The following is a 17,411-nucleotide window of genomic DNA, read 5'->3' on the forward strand; positions in this document are numbered from 1 at the left end:
ACTTTAGGTAATAATCAATCTATTCAATATAATGATTTACTTTTAATAGGAGTAGTAATTGTTGTTGTAATGATTTTATTAGGTAGTTTTTGTTTTAAAAAACTAGATGTGATAGGTGAATAATTTATGGACAATTATATTAAATGTGAATGTATGACGAAAAGATTAAAAGGAAATATTGTGTTAGATAATATTAGTTTGTCAGTAAAAAAAGGCGAATTTTTAGTTTTGAAGGGGCATAATGGCTCTGGTAAAACGATGATTTTACGCGCTATATCAGGGTTAATGCGCTTGAATTCTGGAGTTGTTTATATAGATAATGAAATAATTGGAAAACAAAAGCAATTTCCTGATTCTATGGGAATATTGATTGAATATCCAAGTTTTATTCCAGGGTATACTGGTTTTCAGAATTTGAAATTTTTATCATCGATTAACAATAAAATCTCCGATGAGGAGATTTATAATATTATTCAAAGGGTTGGACTTGATAAAACAGATAAGAGAAAGTATAAAAGATACTCTTTAGGTATGAAACAACGTTTAGGGATAGCGCAAGCTTTAATGGAACAACCCAAATTACTGTTATTAGACGAGCCAACTAATGCTTTAGATAGTGATGGGATAAAAGATGTTTTAGATATTTTGAAAGTAGAAAAAGCCAAGGGAACGACTATTGTTGTAGCCAGTCATGATGTGCATGTTCTAGATAATGAAATGGTAGATCGTATTGTACATGTTAATAATGGAAAGTTGGTAGATTAAGAGTGACGAGAAAACATATCTTAATAAGTATTGGATTGTGTCTGTTGCTATGTATATTTGCTAGTTTATTAAGATTTAAAACATTAAATCTTAATAATGAATCTTATAAAGTGGTAAAAGATGAGTTTTTATCTAATAGAACTTTTGAAGATGGGCAAGGAGTTACGTTTCATGCACTCAATCCTCTTGATCCTACAAAAGTTTATGATCCCTATGAAGACCGTGAAGTAGTGACGTATGTTTTACCTTTAGATATTACAAATACAACAAATCGAGATATTAACTTGCTTAGTAATAAGTCTATTTCCGATACAATGTTTTATTCTAAAATAGGTGAGTTTTATAATTTAATCCCTTATTCAATGGAATTACCTAAAAAATATCAGTTTGATCCTGTAATACCTGCTGGTAAAACAGTACGAGGGTATATAGGGACAAATTATTTTATAGGAGATGACCCTTATAAAAATTATAAAAACTTTTCAAATGAATCAACTAAAGTGAAATTCATTTCTTGTATAAAGGATAAGAAAGGGAAATATCATGAATTAGAAATACCGATAAATTAATAAAATTTATGATTGATACAGCTATATTTTAATGGTGTTTGTAGATCTTGCAACATAACAATATCTTTTAAAGTCGGAGTTTTTTTGTAGGTGTAAGTATCTATGGATGCTGCACCTGCAAAGTTTCCGGCTTTTTGTAATTGTCGATTTAGATTTTATTAAGGAATTTCTGGTAGTCATATTCTTTAAAAGGAAACTTGAAAGAATATGACTTAGATTTAATACGAAATTTGTAACGTGAAATTGAAATAGCGAGCCAGAGAAAAGGAACGTAACAAATGAAATAAAAACTTTTTCTGAATATAAGGCCCGACATCTTGCCGATTGTTGTCATAGTTATGAGACAAGTGTTACAATTATCATTAGGTATATACATTTTAGTTTTTTTAATTAGGAGAAAAATTGGCATAACATACATTTGATTTTTATAACGACTGATTGTAATAGAGAAAAAGAAAACAATCGGAAGTTTTATTTTAATAAAAAGAGGAGCGTATTTCCTATGATCGGTATTTTAAAAAAGGTGTTTGATGTAAATCAACGCCAAATTAAACGTATGCAAAAGACAGTTGAGCAAATTGATGCATTAGAGTCATCTATTAAGCCACTAACTGATGAACAATTAAAAGGAAAGACGCTTGAATTTAAAGAACGTCTAACAAAAGGTGAAACAGTAGATGATCTACTACCTGAAGCTTTTGCAGTTGTTCGCGAAGCGGCAACTCGTGTTCTTGGAATGCGTCCATATGGCGTACAGTTAATGGGTGGTATTGCCTTACATGAAGGGAATATTTCTGAGATGAAAACGGGTGAAGGTAAAACGTTAACATCTACATTACCTGTATATTTAAATGCTTTAACAGGAAAAGGTGTTCATGTTGTTACAGTCAATGAATATTTAGCACAACGTGATGCGAGCGAAATGGGACAACTTCATGAGTTCCTTGGCTTAACGGTAGGAATTAACTTAAATAGTATGTCACGCGAAGAGAAACAAGAGGCTTATGCTGCTGATATTACGTATAGCACAAATAATGAGCTTGGATTCGATTACTTACGTGATAACATGGTTTTATATAAAGAGCAGTGCGTTCAACGTCCACTTCACTTTGCTATTATCGATGAAGTCGATTCTATTTTAGTCGATGAAGCACGTACGCCGCTTATTATTTCAGGACAAGCTCAAAAATCAACAGAGCTATACATGTTTGCAAATGCATTTGTTCGTACGTTAGAAAATGAAAAAGATTATTCATTTGATGTGAAAACGAAAAATGTAATGCTAACAGAAGATGGTATTACGAAAGCAGAGAAAGCTTTCCATATTGAAAACTTATTCGATTTAAAACATGTAGCACTTCTTCACCATATTAATCAGGGACTTCGTGCACACGTTGTTATGCACCGTGATACAGATTATGTTGTACAAGAAGGCGAAATCGTAATTGTAGACCAATTCACTGGTCGTCTTATGAAAGGTCGTCGTTATAGCGAAGGATTACACCAAGCGATTGAAGCAAAAGAAGGTGTAGAAATTCAAAATGAAAGCATGACGCTTGCAACAATTACATTCCAGAACTACTTCCGTATGTATGAAAAATTATCTGGTATGACTGGTACAGCGAAAACAGAGGAAGAGGAATTCCGTAACATTTACAATATGAACGTTATTGTAATTCCGACCAACAAACCGATTATTCGTGATGATCGTGCCGATTTAATCTTTAAATCAATGGAAGGTAAGTTCAATGCTGTTGTTGAAGATATTGTAAATCGTCATAAAAAAGGACAACCTGTTCTTGTAGGTACAGTTGCAATTGAAACTTCAGAGCTTATTTCAAAAATGTTAACGCGTAAAGGTGTACGTCATAACATCTTAAATGCGAAAAACCATGCTCGTGAAGCAGATATCATTGCAGAGGCTGGTATGAAAGGTGCTGTAACAATCGCGACGAACATGGCAGGTCGTGGTACAGATATTAAGCTTGGAGACGATGTGAAAAACGTTGGTTTAGCAGTTATCGGTACAGAGCGTCACGAAAGTCGTCGTATTGATAATCAGTTACGTGGTCGTGCTGGTCGTCAAGGGGACCCTGGTGTTACGCAGTTCTACTTATCGATGGAAGATGAATTAATGCGCCGATTTGGTTCAGATAATATGAAAGCAATGATGGACCGCCTTGGTATGGATGATTCTCAGCCGATTGAAAGTAAAATGGTTTCTCGTGCGGTAGAATCTGCACAAAAACGTGTTGAAGGAAATAACTATGATGCACGTAAGCAGTTACTGCAATATGATGATGTACTTCGTCAACAACGTGAAGTTATTTACAAACAGCGTCAAGAGGTAATGGAGTCTGACAACTTACGCGGCATTATTGAAGGTATGATGAAATCTACAGTAGAACGTGCTGTTGCCCTTCATACACAAGAGGAAATTGAAGAAGATTGGAACATTAAAGGTCTTGTTGACTACTTAAATACAAACCTTCTTCAAGACGGAGATGTAAAAGAAGAAGAATTACGTCGCCTTGCTCCTGAGGAAATGAGCGAACCGATTATCGCGAAATTAATAGAGCGATACAATGAAAAGGAAAAGCTTATGCCAGAAGAGCAAATGCGTGAGTTTGAGAAGGTTGTTGTATTCCGCGTTGTAGATACGAAATGGACAGAGCATATTGATGCGATGGATCACCTTCGTGAAGGTATTCATTTACGTGCTTACGGTCAAATCGATCCACTTCGTGAGTACCAAATGGAAGGGTTCGCGATGTTCGAGTCAATGGTTGCCTCTATTGAAGAGGAAATTTCTCGTTACATTATGAAAGCTGAAATTGAACAAAACTTAGAACGTCAAGAAGTTGTTCAAGGTGAAGCTGTTCATCCTTCTAGCGATGGCGAAGAAGCAAAGAAAAAGCCAGTTGTAAAAGGTGACCAAGTGGGCCGCAACGATTTATGTAAATGTGGTAGCGGTAAAAAATATAAAAACTGCTGTGGTATCGTTCAGTAATATAGGATGGTAGCTTTGGCTGTTTTGCAAACTTTTATATCAAAAATGTATAATTAAGAAGGATTAAACTCTCTCCGTAATAAGTGGAGAGAGTTTCCCTTGTTTTCATACGAAAGTAATAGCAATTACATAGAGGTGAAGGAAATGGAATTAGTAGAAATTAGACAGGAATTAGAGAAAATGGCTAAGCGATTAGCGGCTTTTAGGGGGTCTCTTTGACCTCCCTACTAAGGAGAAACAAATTGCAGAATTAGAAGAAAAAATGATGGGCGCAGGATTTTGGGATGACCAACAAGGCGCACAAGCTGTAATTAATGAAGCGAATGCGTTAAAAGATATGGTTGGAAAGTTCCGTCAGTTAGATGAGACGTTCGAAAATTTAGAAATCACGCATGAGCTTTTAAAAGAAGAGTATGATGAAGATTTACATGAGGAATTAGAATCAGAAGTAAAAGGCTTAATTCAAGAAATGAATGAGTATGAGCTTCAGTTACTATTAAGTGATCCTTATGATAAAAATAATGCGATTTTAGAATTACATCCAGGTGCAGGTGGAACTGAGTCACAAGACTGGGGTTCTATGTTATTACGTATGTACACACGCTGGGCTGAAAAACGCGGATTCAAAGTAGAAACGGTTGATTATTTACCAGGTGATGAAGCTGGTATTAAGAGTGTAACTTTATTAATTAAAGGTCATAACGCTTACGGTTACTTAAAAGCAGAGAAAGGTGTACATCGTCTTGTACGTATTTCACCATTCGATTCTTCAGGGCGCCGTCATACATCGTTCGTATCTTGTGAAGTTGTACCAGAGTTCAATGATGAAGTTGAAATCGAAGTACGTACAGAAGACTTAAAAATTGATACGTACCGAGCAAGTGGAGCTGGTGGGCAGCACGTAAATACGACAGATTCAGCAGTTCGTATTACACATACACCGACAAATACGGTTGTAACATGTCAGTCGGAGCGTTCTCAAATTAAAAACCGTGAGCATGCGATGAAAATGTTAAAAGCGAAATTATATCAAAAGAAACTAGAAGAGCAACAAGCAGAATTAGATGAAATTCGCGGAGAGCAAAAAGAAATCGGATGGGGTAGCCAAATCCGTTCTTACGTATTCCACCCGTATTCTCTTGTAAAAGACCATCGTACAAATACGGAGGTTGGTAACGTACAAGCTGTTATGGATGGAGAGATTGATCCATTTATTGATGCTTACTTACGTTCTCGCATCTAATAAGCGAAAAAAAGCCAACGAAATTGTTGGCGCATGCTGAGGACAATAGAGGATATAAAGAATTTGATTTTATTTTTATAGATGAAGTAAAGAGGAAGAGAAGTTGGAAACGACAACTTCTCTTTTTGATGGGATTATATGTAGATTACAATGCTGTATATTGTTTTGTAAAAAGTAGAGAATAGTAAAATAGAGCGGTAATAGGGTAAAGATTTATATAGAACTTTTCTAATTTTCCTTTTAAAAAGGACACTTTATAGAAGTTTTTTTAGTTGTTCACAGAATTGAAACAACTTATGAAAGCTTTATTTTATCAAGGTTCTCACTGTATTTTTGAGGAATATGAAATACACCTTAGTTTTTCTATATAAAGATAATGCTTATAATGAAAATGAGTGTGTTAGGAATAAAAAGAATATCAACAATGGGGAGCGATAGAAGTGAAAAAGAAATTGTTGGCTATTGCGCTAGGGACATCGGTTGTTTTTGCTTTAGGAGCATGTGGAAATAAAGAAGAGAGTAAGTCTTCGAAACAGTCTGCAAGCACAGACAGCGCAGAACAAATTTTCCAAAGAAGTTGTGCGGGATGTCACGCAACAGATTTATCAGGGGCAACTGGACCTGATTTAAGAAAAGTAGGCGGTAAGTACGACGCTGCAGATATCGAAGAGATTATTAAAAAAGGCCGCGGTTCAATGTCACCAGGACTTATTCAAGGTGAAGATGCGAAAAAAGTGTCTGAATGGTTAGCTGAACATAAATAAAAAAGGTGAAATGGACGAGTTGATAATATAGTCAACTCGTTTTCCTTTTTTCTGGTATGTAACATAACTGTAACAAAAATGTATCCAAATTGGAAACCGTTTGATGTTACAATGGGGTTTGTAGAATTTTGCTGAAATATATTACATAGAGTGGTATTGCTTATGAGAAAGCATAAGTAAACTACCTTCAACAAGGATGACTAAATGAAAATGAAGGATGTCTTTTATTTTCAGATGTACAGAAAAGTATTTCGAAAAAAATCATTAAGTATTGGGTGATAAATAATGATAAAAATGACGAATGTTTATAAGGAGTACCCGAATGGTATGAAAGCCATTGCTGGTCTTACAGTTAACATTAAACAAGGTGAATTCGTATACGTAGTTGGACCGAGTGGAGCCGGGAAATCTACATTTATTAAAATGATGTATCGTGAAGAGAAACCATCTACAGGATCTATTAATGTAAATGGACTTACTATCGAAACATTGGCAGAAAGAGACGTTCCGTATTTTCGTCGTCAATTAGGCGTAATTTTCCAAGATTTTAAATTGCTACCTAAATTAACGGTATATGAGAATGTTTCGTTTGCTTTAGAAGTAATTGAAGAAGAACCGGATGCAATTCGTGAGCGTGTAACAGAAGTTCTAGGTCTTGTAGGCCTTGAAGATCGTGCAGACGCACTTCCAAGTGAGCTTTCAGGTGGGGAGCAACAACGTGTGGCTATTGCAAGAGCAATTGTAAATAGACCAAAGGTTGTAATTGCCGATGAGCCAACAGGTAACTTAGATATTGAAACAGCTCTTGATATTATGAATATTTTTACTCGCATTAATGAGCGCGGCACAACGATCGTTATGGCGACGCATAATGCAGATATCGTAAATACAATCCGTCATCGTGTAATCGCGATTGAAGGCGGAAAAATTGTTCGAGATGAGATTGAGGGAGGATACGGATATGAAGGCTAAGACCCTTAGTCGACATTTGCGAGAAGGTGTAAAGAATCTATCACGTAACGGATGGATGACATTTGCTTCTGTTAGTGCAGTAACAGTTACATTATTACTTGTAGGTGTCTTTTTAACAGCGATTATGAATATGAACCATTTTGCGACGAAAGTAGAGCAAGATGTAGAGATTCGTGTACACATTGATCCAGCTGCAAAAGAAGCGGATCAAAAGAAATTAGAAGAAGATATGAGTAAGATTGCAAAAGTAGATTCTATTAAATATTCTTCTAAAGAAGAAGAGTTAAAACGTTTAATTAAAAGCTTAGGTGATAGTGGAAAAACGTTTGAGTTATTTGAACAAGATAACCCACTTAAAAACGTATTCGTTGTAAAAGCAAAAGAACCAACCGATACAGCGACAATCGCGAAGAAGGTTGAAAAAATGCAGTTTGTTAGTAATGTTCAGTACGGAAAAGGACAAGTTGAACGATTATTTGATACTGTAAAAACTGGTCGTAACATTGGGATTGCGTTAATTGCTGGTCTTTTATTCACAGCGATGTTCTTAATCTCTAATACAATTAAAATTACAATTTATGCTCGTAGTACAGAAATTGAAATTATGAAACTTGTTGGTGCAACAAACTGGTTTATTCGTTGGCCATTCTTGCTAGAGGGATTATTCTTAGGAGTATTAGGATCAATTATTCCAATTGGCCTAATTCTAATTACGTATAATTCGTTGCAAGGTGTGTTTAATGAAAAACTTGGCGGAACAATTTTCGAGCTTCTACCATACAGTCCGTTCGTATTCCAATTAGCTGGTTTACTAGTGTTAATCGGTGCTTTAATCGGTATGTGGGGAAGTGTAATGTCAATTCGTCGCTTCTTAAAAGTATAAAAAGTTGCAAACATAATTCGTACAAGCTTATCATATAGTAGAAATAGGTAAAGGCATCACACACTGTGTGATGCCTTTTGCTACACCACCTGTGTGTTTTGGAAAGGGGAATTCCGCATTGAAACGTAGAGTTGCAATTATTGGAATGGTTGTTGCATTTTTAATTGGTGCTGGCGGAATGTTTGCAGGCATGTCTGTATTTGGGGTTAACCCATCAGAAGTAACGCAAACAATTTCGAGTGGGAATGCTAGCACTGCGCAAGGGAATTTGGCAAAAATTAATGAGGCGTATGCACTAATTGATTCACGTTATGTGGAAGACGTGAAAGATGAAAAGTTAGTTGAAGGTGCAATACAAGGTATGTTGTCTACGCTGAAGGACCCTTATTCCACGTATATGGATAAAGAAACAGCCAAACAGTTTAGTGAATCGCTTGATCCCGAATTAGAGGGGATTGGGGCTGAGGTGAACAAGACGGACGGTAAGCTTATTATCGTATCGCCAATTAAAGGTTCACCAGCAGAAAAGATAGGAATTAAACCGAATGACCAAATTTTATCTGTAGATGGAAACAGTGTGAAAGACTTATCACGTGAAGAAGCAGTATTAAAAATTCGTGGTAAAAAGGGAACGACTGTCGCAATTGAAATTAAACGTGCGGGAGTAACTGATCCGATCGTATTTAAAATTAAGCGTGAAAAGATTCCAATCTTTACAGTATTTAGTTCTGTGAAGCAAGAGAGTGGAAAAGATATCGGTTATATGCAAATCACTTCTTTTGCTGAAAATACAGCGAAAGAATTTAAGGATCAGTTAAAAGAGTTAGAGAAGAAAAATATAAAAGGCTTAGTTATTGATGTACGTGGTAATCCTGGTGGCTATTTAAATAGTGTAGAAGATATACTAGGGGAAATTATGACGAATAAAAAGCCGATGCTACAAGTAGAGCAGCGAAATGGTGAGAAGAAGAAATTCTCTACGGAACTGAAAGAGAGAAAACCATATCCAATTTCAGTATTAATTGATAATGGAAGTGCTTCTGCTTCAGAGATTTTAGCGGGTGCGCTAAAAGAAGGAGAAGGATACGATTTAATTGGTGAAAAGACATTTGGTAAAGGTACTGTCCAGCAAGCTGTTCCATTTAAAGACGGCAGCAACATTAAATTAACGATGTTTAAATGGTTAACACCGGATGGGAACTGGATTCATAAAAAAGGAATCGCGCCAACAGTAGAAGTGAAGCAACCAAATTATTATCATGCGACACCAATTCAAATTGAAAAAACACTTTCATACAATTCAAATGATGTACAAGTAAAACATGCTCAAGAAATGCTTAAGAGCTTAGGGTATGTACCAGGTCGTGAAGATGGATACTTTAGTAAAGAGACAGAATCGGCTCTGAAAGCATTCCAAAATGCAAATGAGATGGAAGCGACAGGACAGCTTGATAAAAAGACAGCTGAAGCGATTCAAACTAAAATTATCGAAAAAATTCGTTCTGGAGAAAATGATCTACAATTACAGTCAGCATTAAAATTAATGGCAAAATAAGAAGAAATACAGGCAGTTTGCTGCCTGTATTTTTTTGTGTTAAACAAACGTTTGTTTAGTTATGATAATATAAAAAGAAAGAATGATATAAATGGTGGTGAATGAGTTCATGGAGGCGTGGATTTTTGAAATAATGCGGGCAGTTGGACGTTTTTTCTTACACCCTGCTGTCTATATATTTGTAATAAGTAGTATCTTCGTTGGATACTTACGTATGTTAAGAGAACGAAAAGATTTTTCTTTTAAAGTTTATGATATTTGGTTTGAACTGCGAACCTCTCTATTTGCAGGGATTGGATACGGATTAGTAGTATCTATTGTTACGATTGGGCTTGGACTTGTTGTTTCTAAAGCGAGCTTATGGGCCATTTTAATTTGGACGTTATTATTTGGATTAACGGCTATGTATCGATATTTATCGGCGGCTTATACATTTAGCATTGCGATTGTATGTGTTCTATTATCTTCTAAGCTACCAGTTTCCTTTTTACAGCTTCGAGAAGGTGAAGAGAGTACCATTGTATCCCTTGTTATTTTACTAGGCGTTATGCTTATTGTAGAAGGCTTATTGATTTCTAAAAACGCAGTAGGATATTCGACGCCGAGGATTAGGAAGGGGAAGCGTGGATTAAAGATTGGTTTACACGAATCAAAGCGTTTATGGATCGTTCCTATTTTTATTCTTGTACCGGGTGATGCGGTAACTCAGTTTATTTCATGGTGGCCTGTCGTTTCAATAGGGTCAAATACATATTCTCTATTCCTCGTTCCATTTTTAATTGGATTTATGAGAAAGATTAAAAGTTATGAGCCGACGGAAGCTTTATTATTTACAGGAAGACGTGTTTATGGATTAGCAGGACTTGTGCTCGTTTTAGGAATCGCAAGTTATTGGTGGCACGTACTTGCAATTATCGCAATGGGAGTCGCAATGCTTGGGCGTTTCACAATCTCGATGCAAGAGAAAATTGCCGATGAAACAAGACCAGCATATTTTGCTGCACGCAATGATGGGCTCGTTGTACTAGATACAATTCCAAATACAATTGGAGCAGAGCTAAAATTACTGCCTGGAGAAATTATTACGAAAGTAAATGGAGTCATTCCAAAAAGCGCCGAGGAATTTTATGATGCGCTTCAAACCAAGACTACAGGAGCATTTTGTAAATTAGAAGTATTAGATACAAATGGTGAGCTTCGTCTTGCACAAACTGCATTATATGCTGGTGGACATCACGAATTAGGTATTGTATTCGTTGAACAGGAGCATGAGTGGGATTCGGAAGCGATTTAATAGAAGGAATGGTATCACCTTGTGGTGGTACCTTTTTTGTTTTTGGGGGAGGGGAGAGTAGTTAGTAAATGAAATTTATATCGGCGATTATCCGAATATATCAGCGTAACTTGAAATATATCGGCGATTTTGCAAATATATCAGCGCAACTCGAAATATATCGGCGATTATTCGAATATATCGACTTTCCAGCAAAAAACGACAACTATCGCAAAGCTTATTTTCAGTTTCATAGACGGATAACTTGAATAATTATTTGATAATGGTTATCATTTAGGGAGTCTTTTTAATTTTGGAAAATGGAGGTAAGATATGCTGCGTAAATTTTTCTCGTACTATAAACCGTATAAAGGTTTATTTATACTCGACTTTTCTTGTGCGGTTGTCGCAGGATTATTAGAACTCGGCTTCCCGCTTATCGTAAATCAATTTATTGATAAGTTATTGCCAGGGCAAAACTGGACGCTTATTTTATGGGCTTGTTTCGGTTTACTCGCAATTTATATGTTAAATGCAGGCTTACAATATGTCGTTACATATTGGGGACATATGCTTGGTGTTAACATTGAAACAGATATGAGGCAGAAATTATTTGATCATATTCAAAAGCTATCATTCAGATTTTTTGATAATAATAAAACTGGTCATTTAATTTCACGCCTTACAAACGATTTAATGGAAATTGGGGAAATTGCTCACCATGGACCAGAAGATCTATTTATCGCCGTAATGACTTTAGTTGGGGCATTCTCATTTATGATGATGATCAACTGGAAGTTAGCGTTATTAACGTTCTTCGTCATTCCATTCCTATTATGGTTAGCACTTTACTTTAATAAAAAAATGACAGGTACATTTAGACGTTTATTCTCAGACGTTGCTGATTTTAATGCATGCATTGAGAACAATGTTGGGGGAATTCGTGTTGTACAAGCATTCGGAAATGAAAAGTTTGAGAAAGAGCAATTTGCTATCAACAACGCTCGTTTCCGTACAACGAAATTAATGGCGTATAAAATTATGGCGTTAAATTCATCGATTAGTTATATGCTCATGCGGCTCGTAACGCTCTTCGTCTTAATATGCGGTACATGGTTTGTTCTGCAAGGAGAATTAACGTACGGTGGATTTATCGGATTCGTTCTATTAACGAATATTTTCTTCCGCCCAATTGAAAAAATTAACGCGGTAATCGAAAGCTATCCGAAAGGAATCGCCGGTTTTAAAAGATATGTAGAGCTTCTTGAAACAGAGCCTGACATTGTAGACTCTAAAGATGCAATGGAAGTTAAACATGTACATGGTGATATTCAATATAACAACATTACGTTCGGATATGAAAATAAAGAACCAATTTTAAATGACATTAGTTTGAAAATACATGCAGGTGAAACGGTTGCGTTCGTTGGACCATCAGGAGCTGGGAAAACGACGTTATGTAGCCTATTACCACGTTTTTATGAGCAATCATCTGGATCAATTCAAATTGATGGGATTGATACGAAAGATATGACATTATCTTCACTTCGTAAGCAAATTGGAATTGTGCAGCAAGACGTGTTCTTATTTTCAGGAACAATTCGTGAAAATATCGCTTACGGAAATTTAAAGGCATCAGAGCCTGAAATTTGGCAGGCAGTAAAACGTGCGCAGTTAGAAGATTTAATTTACTCACAGCCGGAAGGTTTAGATACTGTTATCGGTGAGCGCGGCGTGAAACTTTCAGGTGGACAAAAGCAGCGTCTAGCTATTGCTCGTATGTTCTTGAAAAACCCGCCAATTTTAATATTGGATGAAGCAACTTCTGCACTAGATACAGAGACAGAACTTGCGATTCAAAAATCGCTTGCTGAATTAGCTGTCGGTCGCACAACGCTAGTTATCGCTCACAGACTTGCAACGATTAAAAATGCAGATCGCATCGTCGTTGTAAATAAAGATGGCATTGCAGAACAAGGTTCACATAATGAATTAATTGAGCAAGGCGGAGGATACAGTAGGTTATACGAAGCTCAGTTTAGTTCGTAAATATAATTTGTACTGAATTAGTGCACCATAAGTAGGTAAAAATCTCATATGGGAGGCTATAAAGTATGATTGTAACAACAACGTCTACAATTCAAGGAAAAGAAATTATTGAGTATATCGATATCGTCAATGGAGAAGCGATTATGGGTGCGAATATCGTTCGTGACCTTTTCGCTTCTGTTCGTGACGTTGTCGGTGGTCGTGCTGGCGCTTATGAAAGTAAATTAAAAGAAGCACGCGACATCGCAATGGAAGAGATGAAAACTTTCGCAAGACAAAAAAATGCAAATGCAATTGTTGGTATCGACGTGGATTACGAAGTAGTTCGCGAAGGTATGTTAATGGTTGCGGTGAGCGGGACTGCTGTCCGCATATAAAGTAAAAAGCCGTGCTGATGCACGGCTTTTTACTTTGTATGTCGAAGTTTCAATATTTCTTGGGAAATGTGGAAGGCCCCGTCGATATATAGGGAAGACATTAGAGCGCTTCTTTACATTTTTGAATTTGAGTTAATAATTTTGCGTATTCTTGTTCGAGAGATGTGATGTCATCGTGATGATTTGGAATGGAAATCCGGCCGATGACTTCTGTTAATTTTGTTTGTAATCGTAACAATTCTTGCTCAGTAACGTTTACAGAAGCTCCGGTGGTTCTTTTTGTGTATTGCTCGTAATTACCGTGGAAGATTCTTGGTTCACTCTCATCTACTTGTAGAATATGGTCTGCAACAGAGCGAATAAAGGCACGGTCATGGCTAATGAAAAGTATTGTGCCAGGATATTCTTGTAACATGGTTTCTAATTCTTCTTGCGTTGCTAAGTCTAAATAGTTTGTCGGTTCATCTAGCAGAAGCATATTATAGTTTCCTAAAAATACTTTTGCGAGTGCAACCTTCATTCGTTCACCCCCGCTTAGAACGTGCACAGGTTTATGAACATCCTCACGGCGGAATAGAAGTCGTGCAAGTATTGTGCGAACGAATGCTTCTGTATAGTTTGTTTCTTCTAGAACATTTTCTAAAATGGTTTTATCTGTTTTTAAAATAGATAATGTTTGTTCGAAGTATCCAATTTTACAACTTTTCGATAGCTGCATGCCACGCTCGTTTGTGAGAAGCATGTTGAACAAAGTGGTTTTGCCGCTTCCATTTGCCCCTAAAACGGCAAGCTTTGCACCAGGGGCAATAGTTCCATTCATATTTTTAAATAGTGTGCGGTCGCCTATTTTCTTTGTTGCTTTATTGAATTGTACTGCCACCTTACTATGAATGGGAGTATGGTATTGCACGTCAAATTGAGCTTGAGAAAGATCCTTTGGCTTTTCCTTCTTTTCTAGTTTTTCGAGACGTGTCTCTAATGCCTTCGCTGCTTTGCTAACCTGTTCTTGGCCATGAGCCCCACTTAACCTATAAAGTCTAGATTCAGATGAACTGAACCGCGTTGGGATTTTTGTCATGTTAGAAGCACGTTGCTTTCTTTGTAGAATGGACTGTTCTAAACGATTTTTTTCTTGTACATATTGCTCATATTCTGCTTGTTTTTGTATTCGTTCACGTTCTTTTTGTTTTCGATAGTTTGAATAATTCCCTTTGTACTCTTGAATAGTACCGTCTTCAATTTCAATAATTTTGGTACATATATTATCTAGAAATTCACGATCATGCGATATTAAAACAAGTGTTCCTTTATAAGATGAAAGTGCCTTTTCTAATTGCTCTGTACCGACCATATCTAAGTGGCTTGTTGGTTCATCAGCGAATAAAATGCCTGCATTTTGTTCGAGAGCATGGGCGATCTTTAGCCGCATTCGTTCACCGCCGCTCATTGCGTCGGTAACGTTTGAAATACTCCATTTTCCTTTTGCAAGAGAAGAAGCAGTTTCCGGTAGTTCTTCGCTAAGCTGAGGAATGATGCTGATAGAACTATGATGAGTTACTATGCCTCTGTCAGCTTCTATTTCTTTACTTAATATTTGTAATAACGTAGATTTACCAGCTCCGTTGACTCCGACAATTCCTATGCGATCCTGTGCTTGAATTTCCAGTGATGGTAATGTAAATAGTGTGCGATCACCAAAGCTCTTTTCAATATTACTTGCGAATAAAATAGTCATAAAAAAACCTCCCTAGTTTCACTAGAGAGGATAAACGTCGCCCTTGTATGTAAAAAATCGTACATAAATAAACGATTTTTTACATGATCGTTTCGAAAGAAAGTATCGACAAATGGACAGACTAATCCCCTGCTAGTTTTCATCATTTTTGTTCACTATTTGTGATGGATGAAATAAATAAGAGAATTAGAACTTCATTGGTCAAAGTACCTTCCTTTCATAATATTACTTTTATTGTATGCGCATACAAAAGGGTTTGTCAAACTTATTTCTGTTCGCTATTTTTGAATGTATCATTATACAATTGTGCTTTTGCCAGCGCCTCAGCATCGTTTTTAATTTCATCCAGTCCATTCGCATTCCCAATAACATAACCTTCAAATGAAGAGCCAACAAAATCAAAGATATATTGGAATTGAGCAATAAGCGGTAATGCTTTTACCTTTGGGTTGTCCCCGCCAACGATGACAACATACATTTTTTTGCCTTTCATTTTTTCTTTGAAATGAAGGGATGTATCGCGCAAGCTTTGTGACCAGCGATCAACAAAATTTTTCATATGTCCACTCATTCCATACCAATATAATGGTGTAGCAAAGATAATCGTGTCGTGTTCTAGCATGCGTTTCGTTAACTGCTCATAGTCATCATTTACGGATTGGAATCCTTCTGCATCATGACGTTGGTCTGTAATAGGATAGACGGTATGATCACGCAAATAAATTTGTTCTGTTTCAATGTCCTCTATCATCATATGTGTTAAAGCTTCTGTATTTCCGTTTTGTCTTGAACTGCCATGTATAACAAACATGTAATCATCCCTTTTCTTTTGCATGTTTTAGGAGTGAAACGTGTTTTTGCAAATTCGTTTGGATGTTGGAAAGCAATGAGATTTGCTTTGTTACTTCATTGAGTTTATCTTCGTAAAGCGTAAGGATACTGCTGCACGGATTGTCGTACAGGTGCGGTTCAATTTCAAGGCAGCGCAGCATCCTTGCCGTCTCTTCTAAATTTAAGCCAATTTGTAAGTACATTTGAATAAGCTCCACTTTTTCGATGGCACTTTCATCAAAATCACGGTAACCATTTGCGAGGCGTTTCGAAGGGAGTAACCCCTTTTCTTCATAATGTCTTAGAGATCTTTCACTAACGCCAGTTTCTTTTGATAATTCTCCAATTCGCAATGTGTTTCACTCCTTTTACATGTATTGTAAACCTTCACACTAATGTGAAGGTCAATGCTGTTTTTTCGCAAAGGAATCTACATGATTTAAAAACACTTGAATAGCTTTAGACGGAATAAAATATTTGCCGCGCACGATGGAGAATGGACGGATGAGTTGTTCATTTGGAACTTCGACGTGGAATAGTTCTTTTGCTAGTAGCTCTTTCCGTACAGTCCAATCAGAAAGGATAGCGATGCCAAGCCCAGCACTAACAGCTTCCTTTACGCTTTGGATACTGCTGAATGTAAAGAATCGTTTCATTTTTAAATGGTGTTGATGAATAAAGCGGTCACTATAAGCGCGTGTACCAGAACCACTTTCTCTTAATACCCATACTTGATCTTGGAGTGAGCTTTCATTTATTTCATTTGTGCGGAGCAATGGATGATTTGGCGGGACGACGAGCTTCATTTCATCTTGCATAAATGTTTCAACGTCAACGTCAGCGTATACGACTTGCCCTTCTACTAAGCCGATATCAATTTGATTAGAACGAAGGCTTTGCAAAACGTCTTCTGTATTTGAGATAAAGGTATGAACTTCGACGTGTGGATTTTCATTTGCATAGTTAGCCAGTATTTTTGGAAGTAAGTATTCGCCAATTGTAAAACTAGCACCAATGCGCAGTGTTCCTGTTACAACGTTATGTAGTTCATTAATTTCTTGTTTCGCATCTTCGTAAAGAGAGAGCATTTGCTTTGCATGTATATATAATATGTTTCCAGCTTCCGTAACTTGGACGTGCTTCGGGGAGCGTTGAATAAGTGTAGTACCAAATTCGTTTTCTAAGTTGCGTATATGCATACTTACTCCAGGCTGTGAAAGGTTTAATAATTCTGCTGCACGAGAGAAGTGTTTCTGCTCAACGACAGTAACAAAAATTTTTAAAATGTCTACGTTCATATAATGGGCTCCTTTCTTTTTCTATTATCTTATCATAAGTATTTCTAATGATAGAGATTTGGTATTGGTATTAAACTTATTATAGAA

15 protein-coding genes and 1 pseudogene are annotated in these 17,411 nt (G+C 36.5%); 11 read left to right on the forward strand and 5 right to left on the reverse strand.

Annotated elements, in window-relative coordinates:
• The first annotated feature begins 126 nt into the window (after positions 1 to 126).
• Together ABWK52_RS03360 and ABWK52_RS03365 are read left to right on the forward strand one after the other, a co-directional pair.
• Positions 127 to 765 (forward strand): ATP-binding cassette domain-containing protein, encoded by a 639-nt coding sequence (locus ABWK52_RS03360; RefSeq protein ID WP_000371027.1) that lies wholly within the window; start codon positions 127 to 129, stop codon positions 763 to 765.
• Positions 766 to 806: 41 nt separating this feature from the next.
• Positions 807 to 1,334 (forward strand): hypothetical protein, encoded by a 528-nt coding sequence (locus ABWK52_RS03365; RefSeq protein WP_033668381.1) that lies wholly within the window; start codon positions 807 to 809, stop codon positions 1,332 to 1,334.
• Here the strand turns inward: ABWK52_RS03365 and ABWK52_RS29705 are convergent.
• Positions 1,331 to 1,480: pseudogene (locus ABWK52_RS29705) on the reverse strand (tyrosine-type recombinase/integrase); the annotation flags it as partial. The gene ABWK52_RS03365 and the pseudogene ABWK52_RS29705 sit on opposite strands and share 4 nt — an antisense overlap.
• A 356-nt stretch (positions 1,481 to 1,836) precedes the next feature.
• On the opposite strand from ABWK52_RS29705, the gene secA reads away from it, so the two are divergent.
• The 9 genes from secA (at position 1,837) to ABWK52_RS03410 (ending at position 13,460) form a co-directional block, all read left to right on the forward strand.
• The gene (gene secA, locus ABWK52_RS03370) at positions 1,837 to 4,344 is read left to right on the forward strand and encodes a preprotein translocase subunit SecA (protein WP_000579387.1); all 2,508 of its coding nucleotides are present in this window, start codon (positions 1,837 to 1,839) and stop codon (positions 4,342 to 4,344) included.
• Positions 4,345 to 4,488: 144 nt separating this feature from the next.
• Positions 4,489 to 5,587 (forward strand): peptide chain release factor 2 gene (gene prfB / locus ABWK52_RS03375; RefSeq protein ID WP_096001716.1). Its coding sequence is split into 2 segments (ribosomal slippage): positions 4,489 to 4,560 and positions 4,562 to 5,587, totalling 1,098 coding nucleotides; the frame shifts between segments, so codons are not numbered across the junction.
• Between the two features lie 440 nt (positions 5,588 to 6,027).
• Positions 6,028 to 6,351: a cytochrome c551 gene (cccB, locus tag ABWK52_RS03380; RefSeq protein WP_000727971.1), complete on the forward strand. Its 324-nt coding sequence runs from the start codon at positions 6,028 to 6,030 to the stop codon at positions 6,349 to 6,351.
• Positions 6,352 to 6,636: 285 nt separating this feature from the next.
• Positions 6,637 to 7,323, forward strand: coding sequence for a cell division ATP-binding protein FtsE (ftsE, locus tag ABWK52_RS03385; protein WP_000594321.1), 687 nt, complete (start codon positions 6,637 to 6,639; stop codon positions 7,321 to 7,323).
• Positions 7,313 to 8,206, forward strand: a complete 894-nt coding sequence (ftsX, locus tag ABWK52_RS03390; protein ID WP_000645027.1) for a permease-like cell division protein FtsX — start codon at positions 7,313 to 7,315, stop codon at positions 8,204 to 8,206. Before ftsE ends, ftsX begins: the two co-directional genes overlap by 11 nt.
• A 118-nt stretch (positions 8,207 to 8,324) precedes the next feature.
• Positions 8,325 to 9,761 carry a S41 family peptidase gene (locus ABWK52_RS03395; protein ID WP_000830313.1) on the forward strand — a complete coding sequence of 479 codons (1,437 nt, stop codon included), beginning with the start codon at positions 8,325 to 8,327 and terminating at the stop codon, positions 9,759 to 9,761.
• A gap of 109 nt (positions 9,762 to 9,870) precedes the next feature.
• Positions 9,871 to 11,055, forward strand: coding sequence for a PDZ domain-containing protein (locus tag ABWK52_RS03400; protein ID WP_141537383.1), 1,185 nt, complete (start codon positions 9,871 to 9,873; stop codon positions 11,053 to 11,055).
• 312 nt (positions 11,056 to 11,367) lie between these two features.
• Positions 11,368 to 13,083 carry an ABC transporter ATP-binding protein gene (locus ABWK52_RS03405; protein ID WP_098541818.1) on the forward strand — a complete coding sequence of 572 codons (1,716 nt, stop codon included), beginning with the start codon at positions 11,368 to 11,370 and terminating at the stop codon, positions 13,081 to 13,083.
• Positions 13,084 to 13,148: 65 nt separating this feature from the next.
• Positions 13,149 to 13,460, forward strand: coding sequence for a heavy metal-binding domain-containing protein (locus ABWK52_RS03410; protein WP_000637523.1), 312 nt, complete (start codon positions 13,149 to 13,151; stop codon positions 13,458 to 13,460).
• 100 nt (positions 13,461 to 13,560) lie between these two features.
• Here the strand turns inward: ABWK52_RS03410 and abc-f are convergent, their stop codons facing one another.
• The 4 genes from abc-f to ABWK52_RS03430 form a co-directional block, all read right to left on the reverse strand.
• Positions 13,561 to 15,195: a ribosomal protection-like ABC-F family protein gene (gene abc-f, locus ABWK52_RS03415; protein ID WP_098541821.1), complete on the reverse strand. Its 1,635-nt coding sequence runs from the start codon at positions 15,193 to 15,195 to the stop codon at positions 13,561 to 13,563.
• Positions 15,196 to 15,460: 265 nt separating this feature from the next.
• Positions 15,461 to 16,006, reverse strand: coding sequence for a flavodoxin family protein (locus ABWK52_RS03420; RefSeq protein WP_000497612.1), 546 nt, complete (start codon positions 16,004 to 16,006; stop codon positions 15,461 to 15,463).
• Between the two features lie 4 nt (positions 16,007 to 16,010).
• Positions 16,011 to 16,379 (reverse strand): MerR family transcriptional regulator, encoded by a 369-nt coding sequence (locus tag ABWK52_RS03425; protein ID WP_001219199.1) that lies wholly within the window; start codon positions 16,377 to 16,379, stop codon positions 16,011 to 16,013.
• A 51-nt stretch (positions 16,380 to 16,430) separates the two neighbouring features.
• Positions 16,431 to 17,324, reverse strand: coding sequence for a LysR family transcriptional regulator (locus ABWK52_RS03430; RefSeq protein WP_001099982.1), 894 nt, complete (start codon positions 17,322 to 17,324; stop codon positions 16,431 to 16,433).
• Between the last annotated feature and the right edge of the window lie 87 nt (positions 17,325 to 17,411).

Origin of the sequence: Bacillus sp. AP50 (assembly GCF_040492675.1) — a bacterium.
GTDB lineage: Bacteria > Bacillota > Bacilli > Bacillales > Bacillaceae_G > Bacillus_A > Bacillus_A cereus.